The sequence below is a fragment of the Aquimarina muelleri DSM 19832 genome (assembly GCF_000430665.1).
GTDB classification, from domain to species: domain Bacteria; phylum Bacteroidota; class Bacteroidia; order Flavobacteriales; family Flavobacteriaceae; genus Aquimarina; species Aquimarina muelleri.
The window spans coordinates 1-7,412 of record NZ_AUML01000069.1; the positions used below are offsets into that span (position 1 = coordinate 1).

5 protein-coding genes and 1 pseudogene are annotated in these 7,412 nt (G+C 31.7%); all 6 read left to right on the forward strand.

Features of this window, described 5'->3' with window-relative positions; genetic code table 11:
- Window positions 1-217, forward strand: a pseudogene (locus tag H527_RS24485) (group II intron reverse transcriptase/maturase); the annotation flags it as partial.
- Window positions 218-493: 276 nt separating this feature from the next.
- The gene (locus H527_RS0118200; protein WP_035088893.1) at window positions 494-793 is read left to right on the forward strand and encodes a helix-turn-helix domain-containing protein; all 300 of its coding nucleotides are present in this window, start codon (window positions 494-496) and stop codon (window positions 791-793) included.
- A complete protein-coding gene (locus tag H527_RS0118205; protein ID WP_027413996.1) occupies window positions 786-2,438 on the forward strand; it encodes an Eco57I restriction-modification methylase domain-containing protein in 1,653 nt (550 codons plus the stop codon). Before H527_RS0118200 ends, H527_RS0118205 begins: the two co-directional genes overlap by 8 nt.
- Before the next feature lies 1 nt (window position 2,439).
- The gene (locus H527_RS0118210; RefSeq protein ID WP_027413997.1) at window positions 2,440-5,193 is read left to right on the forward strand and encodes a BpuSI family type II restriction endonuclease; all 2,754 of its coding nucleotides are present in this window, start codon (window positions 2,440-2,442) and stop codon (window positions 5,191-5,193) included.
- Window positions 5,190-6,395, forward strand: coding sequence for a DNA cytosine methyltransferase (locus H527_RS23310; RefSeq protein WP_081414647.1), 1,206 nt, complete (start codon window positions 5,190-5,192; stop codon window positions 6,393-6,395). The genes H527_RS0118210 and H527_RS23310 overlap by 4 nt, the downstream gene beginning before the upstream one ends.
- Before the next feature lie 755 nt (window positions 6,396-7,150).
- On the forward strand, window positions 7,151-7,412 hold a 262-nt coding region (gene tnpA, locus H527_RS24490), incomplete at its 3' end, for an IS66 family insertion sequence element accessory protein TnpA (protein ID WP_027413998.1).

Below are 7,412 nucleotides of genomic sequence, written 5' to 3' on the forward strand. Positions count from 1 at the left end.
CCCTAAACTCAGGGGATGGATACGTTATTTTGGTAAATATCGAGGATATAGTTTGTCTAAGGTGTTTTATGTGCTTCGTATCAAATTGGTAAGGTGGGCAAGGTATAGGTACAAAAGATACCGACATAATTTGGTCAAAGCCTATAAATGGTTGGATAGGGTTAGGGAACAATTTCCTAACATATTCTATCATTGGAGTGTAGGATATTCAAATTAAGTGTATAGATTTGTATAAGAAGAGCCGTATGATGGGAGACTATCACGTACGGTTCTGGGAGAGGCTCGGGGTGAAATTCCCCTTGTCTACTCGACACAAAACCGTTGTACACAAGCTGAAAAGCCAGCCGCACATTTTAGCACATTTAGTTTTTGCCAACACAAAAGCCAAAATTTAAAAAACCAAAAGAGCTAAAATCTTTCCAACGCTTCTGAATACATTTCCGAAAATTATTATTAGATTTGACCTGAAATAGTCAAGTCTAAATTTGGTAAAATGACACTCGGACAAAAAATCAAAGAATTACGAGAATCTTCTGGAATGTTTCAAAGACAGCTTGCCGCTATTCTTGAAATTGGAGATGGATACTTAAGTAAAGTTGAGAACGACCAAAAAGCAATAAAACGTGAACATCTGAAAACTATTAGTGAAACTTTCAATTTCTCATTTGAGGAACTAGAGGCTCTATGGATTGCTACTAAAATTTATGACATTGTTAAAAATGAAAAAGAAGGTTTAAATGCCTTGAAAGCCGCAGAAGAACAGATTAAACACAAAACCATTAATAATGATTAATACAATTTCTGAACCATACAAAGTTGATGAACTTGTTCAATCATTTGAAGAACAATTGGAATTATTTTTTTCAAAGGATTTTGAAACTATATCTAAAAAGCCTGAAAAAAATGAAAATTTAGGGCAAGTATTCACCTCTCCTATTCTTGCTAAATTTATGATTAGTTTATTAAAGGAGAATATTAGTTCAGAATCTAAAATTCTTGACCCTTGCATTGGACCGAACATTTTTTTCAAGGCTCTACCTAAAGAAGTTTCAAATTGCTATCTAAAAGGAGTAGAAATTGATGAAAATTTGATTAATGAGGAAATTAAGAATTTTTATAATGAAGCCAAAAGAACTTTAATTCAAGGAAGTTTTTTTGATTTTGATTCTACAGAGAAGTTCGACCTAATAATTCAAAACCCTCCTTATGTCAGACAAGAGTTATTAGCAAATGGAGTGAATTCTAAATCAAATATAAAAAACGAACTATTATCAAGTTTTTCAACTGTTCCTTCTCAATCAAATTTGTATATCTATTTTTTACTTAAAAGTATTTTACATCTTAATGAAAATGGAATAATGGTAGCCGTCATTTATGACAGTTGGCTTTATAGTAGTTTTGGCACCTTTTTAAAAGAATCATTCTTGAAATTAGGGCATTTAGCAAGTATTTATCACTTTAGGAAAAGTGCCTTTGATAATGCAGAAGTTGGAGCAACAGTTATCAAGTTTGTTAAAACTAAAAATAGTCGAAAATCGACTGCATATTACTCTTTAAATGACTTAAACGATTTAAAAACATATAATGGATTAACGGATAAAGCACATAATCTCAAACCAAAGGAATTATTAAGCTATTCTTTTAACAATTCTAGTGTAGTCAATTTTAAATCAAAATTATTTAAAACACTTAACTCGATTGTTTCTAAACCTATTCAACGTGGCACTTCTGCAATTGTAAATAATCACTTCATTTTTTCCGAAAAGAAATTTCCAGAACTTAAACCAATAGTTAAGAATGTTTCTAGAATAAAGACATATAATGTTAGTAAAGAAAATGCGTTTATCTTGGCTGTTAATGGTTCTATTTCTGATGGAACCAAAGAGTATTTAGATTCTGTAAAAATCAAGATTCTGAACACTCCATCCGATAAATATAAAGCTGTTAAACGGGATATTACAAAAAATAAAAATTGGTACGCCATAAAAATAAAATCGTCTGGGAATTTTATTTTCAATTACTATTTAAGGAACAATATCGATTTTATTTACAACCCAAATAAACATCTTTCTTCTGATAATTTTTATTCTGTAAATATTGAACAATCTGAGTTAGCGTATTTAGCAATATTAAACTCATCGTTTACTAGATTAAATGTTTTAAATAACTCTAGAAGTCAAGGTAACGGTTTAAGGAAAATACAACTTTATGAATTTAAAGAAGTTAAAGTCATTGATATAAAAAATATCTCAAGTGAAACCATTAAAGAACTTGAAGGATTAGGTAAATCATTAATGACTTCGAATCGATATGACAACCAACAAAATGAAATAATTGAGCAAATTGATTCTATTTTATTGAATGAATATAACAATTATAATAACTCCTCTATTGGGATTGATGAGTTGATAAATGAATTAAAAGAATACATCAAATAATATGATAAACCTATGGTATGACTCTGATGAAGTTACAGGCTTTCATCCAGTTGTTGAGACTGCAATAAAAAATGCTATAACAAATTGTGGTTATGACTCTTTATTAGAATTAGAGCATCACCCTCCGATTCCAAATAGTACGATTGTTCCAGACTTTGCGATTAAGTTAAAGTCTAATAATAGATACATTTTTGTAATTGAAGTAAAAAAGACAGCACGTGATGTAACATCTCAAAGGTTTCAAAATCAATCTAGAAACTACGTGACAGACCTTGCAACTAATTGGGCTCCAAATTATCCGAAATACTTTTGCTTAACAAATATTGAAGAATTAATTCTTTTTGCCGACAGACAAGGACCAATATCAACTTGTATTTTAAAAGGAAACCCGAAATCACACACTCGTTTCAATCCTCAAACTCGTGATGCAACACAAACTAGTATTGAGTTTCAGGCAACTTTTGAGCAACTTTTACCGATTATTTATAATAGAACACAACCAGATTGGGATAATAATTGGCAACCAATTATTGATTCATTTTATCAAAATTTCCAAAGTGTTAGTAGCAGTTTAACTCATAACAAAGAGTTATCTGATGAACTGTCATTATATGAACTTTTTAGACTTCTAGCATTTACTTATTTGAAAGATTATTATAATCAGACTAATAATCCCAATCAAAGTTATTTTAGAACTTTTCCGCCTGCTAGTGATAACCTACAAAATTTCAAGAGCAAACTATCCAATAATTATAATAGAGTGATACAACTTGATTTTAATCAGGTGTTTTCCAATCATCCAAATTCAACAGACAGAATTTTTCCAGAAAATTTTAGTGCTTCTATTTTACAATATTTCAAGAATACAATTCAAGCCTTAAATAACTTTGGTTCACAAGCTGTTTCTGACAATCCTTTACCAGAATACATATTCGACTTATTGACTTCGAAAGTTTATGACAAACAAACACTTCATAAGAAAGGTAAAATAATGTCAGACACAGAATTGTCCATTTTACTGGCAACTGTAACAATCGAAAACACAGATTCAATCGTCATTGACCCTTGTTCTGGAGATGGTGCGTTATTGGACGCAGCTTATGATTATTTAAATATTCTGAACCTCTCAAACAATGGAGTTGCGAAAAGTCATAATCAACTACTTAATCAAGTTTCAGGCATTGAATATGACCCTTTTTTAGCTCAATTAGCAACATTTAGATTGGTTTCCAAAAACCTTTCAGGAGTTGATAATAGTACTAATGCAAATATTCAAACTGGTAATGCATTTACTAAACCAAATAGTTCTGGCTTTGATGTCCTGTTAATGAATCCTCCGTTTTTAAGAAACGACAACCCAGATGCACCAATTACAATTGCAGATAAAGCCTTAATGAATAATGCAATAACGAGCAATGGGCAATCAAACTTTGTTACTCTGGCTTCTCAACCAAATTTATATTTCTACTTTGTAAATTATACTTGGCACTATTTAAACCCTCAAGGAAGAGCTGGTTTAATATTAATGGCCAAGTTCTTAAACAACGAAGAAGGAGAGCATTTAAAACAATTTATTTTAGACAAAGTAGATGCAATTATTTTATATCCGAGAAATTATTTTGAAGATTTCAAAGTTACAACTGTAATAACTGTATTAAGTAAACAGCCTACCAACGAAATAAAGTTTTTAAGGATAATAAATCCAGATTTATTATCTCGACCAGATGATATAAAATCTATTATTTCTTCGAATACAGCAACAACGATTAATTCTGATTATACTTTAAAAGTAACTGATAGAAACATTAGTCCTTCAGGTAATTGGAAAATGTACTTTAACGACCCTGAAGATAAATTTCAAGATTTAGATTCTCTAACATTTCTAGAACCTCTAGAAACCTTTTTCACAATTAAAAAGCGTGGTGGTGCAGAAAATAGTGGAGGTTCTACGATTATTTTTCCAGATTTTAATGAGTCGCCATATTCTGGCATTGATAATTCTAATAAAGGCTTTGGCATAAAAAATAGTAGAAGTGCAAGAAAATTAATTTTAGACAAATCAAATCTAGAAGAGGAACCTGCAATACATTTTCCAAGTAGATATGATGACAATTCAAGCAATGGATTAGATGTGATACATCAAACTGACACATCTCTCAATGCAGTTTTCAACTCCAATAATACTCCCAATCCTTCCAGATGGAAAAGAATAGTGAATGCAGCATTTAGAAATAAAGTTTCATTTGATATTTTAATTCCTAGAGCGGAAAGAACCAAACATTCTTGTTATTATAATCCTATCTCTACTCCAGTAGTACTAACAACTAATTTTTTCTATTTATCAGGTTTTCAAAATGGAAATGCCGACTCTACAATCTCTTCAGAAAATCAAATAAAATTTATAACCGCTTATTTAAATTCTTGCTTTGGTCAAATACAATTCGAAATACATTCAAACAACCAAGAAGGTTTGAGAAAACTTGAAGGGTTCCATATAGACGAATTAAAAGTGCCTGACTTAAGACTATTATCTAAAACAGAAATTGATACAGTAGTCACCACATTTGAAAATTTAAGTGCTCAAAATATAACAGTTAGCGGAGATGAAGGATTATCAACTCAAAGAAGACAATTAGATGAGGAAATAGCGAAAATTATTTTCGCCAAAAACAATTTAGGATTTAGTTCAAGTGTTCAATTAACGAATTTCTTTGAACTCTTTTTAGCAGATTTAGTGGAAGACAGAAGATTATGAAAAAAAACAAAATTAAAGTAGTAGGATTGTTTTCTGGCTGTGGTGGTTTAGATTTAGGGTTTAAACAAGCAGGCTATGATATCATTTGGGCAAATGATATTTTAAAAGATGCTTGCGAAACCTATAAACTTAATATTGGTAATCACATTATCAACGAAGACATTACAAAAATTAACTTGGAAACAATTCCAAGTGCAGATGTAATAATTGGTGGTCCTCCTTGCCAAGGATTTTCGGGAATCGGTAAAAGAGACCCGAATGATGATAGGTCAGCATTAGTTTATTCTTATTTAGACGTAGTAAATAGAATTCAGCCAAAAATATTCTTATTTGAAAATGTAACAGGTATAAAATCTTCAAAAGCTTCTGATGGTTCTAAAGTAATTGACAATCTAAAAAAAGCATTTGAAGATATTGGTTATCATATAAATATTTACACTTTAAATGCAGCTGACTATGGTGTTCCACAAAAACGAAAAAGAGTTTTTATCATAGGAAATAAGTTAGGAACTGATATTACTGCACCAACTCAAACTCATTTTGACAATGTTCCTGATAAAAAACAATGGGTTTCGTCATTTGAAGCAATTTCCGATTTAGAATCTCCGACAGAAAATGGAAATATTAAATATAAGCAAGAGCCAATTTGTGACTATCAGTCATTAATGCGTAAGAACTCAAATGAAACAACATTACAAATTATACCATATTCAAGTCCAACAGACAAAGAAATAATTAAGCACGTAAAGCCTGGTGGAAACTATATGGATATTCCTGATGAAGTTTCTACTAAACGTATAATGTATTTTAAAAGCACTGGAGGAAGAACTACTACTTATGGTAGACTTGACCCAGAAAAACCAAATTACACTTTGAATACACACTTTAACAGACCAAATATTGGATGTAATATTCACTATAATGAAGATAGAATGATTACAATAAGAGAAGGTTTGAGATTTCAATCTTTTCCTGATGATTTTCATTTAATATCTAAAACAAAGAGAAACTATTACGTTCAAGTCGGAAATGCAGTTCCCCCTTTATTATCAAAAGCTTGGGCTGAACATTTATTGCAATATTTGACTGAAAAGCCAGACGCTAAAGCCATACACATTGCCAAGTCGCTCAAAAGGCAGCCGCACAATCCAAAACTTGTCAAAGAGTATGTCTTTGCCAACGCTGAAAACCAATCTGAATGAAAAAAAGCCAGTGTACAACAATGTATAAAAATAATAGCGGTTTAATCGCTAAAATGAAAGTTAGTAAATATAAAAAAGGCTTGTGTTTAATCCGAAAAGTTATCGCTTATTTTCAGCGCTACTTTTCATAGTGTGCCAAGAATCAACCACGGCAATAAAAGGTTGAATGCTGTAGATAAGATGATGGTAGACCCATCAGAGTCGTTGTATAGGCGATGGCTCTAAACCCCCTAAAGGTGCTTTGATTAATAGTCTTGGTACTGAGCGTTTAGGAGAATCTAATCCAAGAGATTAGCAGGTGCGAATAAAGGAGTTGAACGTAAGTGAACCACTGAAGAGGTGTCGAGAAGTAGGAACCTCCAGTCAAAAGCTACGAAGTATGATACGGAGTTAAAAGTAATAGTAGGGATACTATTAATTACAGAGGAAACCTATTTATTTTCTGTAAGGCTGGCGTCATTCAGGTGGCAAGAACTTTATTTAGGCTTATTTACGGAACTTGGGAAGCTGCATACAAATGATAAGGGAAATGTACAATAGGCACACCCTAGAGGCAGAAAACCGATAGTGTATGTAGTGGCAGATTAACCCGTAGTAGTGCTGAAGTTTCTGTAATGGGAATGAAGCGAAGGGGTTAAGTTGTACCGTTTTATTTTATTTACCAACTTACAAAAAGTGAGGATGACTGTATGCATCCGTCTAAGTACATCTTGATTAGATTCTCTATAGGCTATATTTTTGTTTAAAAAAGATAGATGTCTAAATTATCGGAAGCCAAAAGAATGCGTAAGTTAGTATCAGAATATCACATTTCAGGTCAAAGCCAAAAAGCATTTGCTCAATCTCGGGGATTAACTAAAGATAAGCTACATTATTGGGTTAAGAAGTTATCAAAGGAGTCAAATAATCTCTCAGAGGCGTCCTGTTCTTTTATTCCAATAGAAGTGGGGGATTCTGAAGTTTCAACCTCACGTTTTATCTTGATTCATTTACCTAATGGATTAGAAATTCAAATTC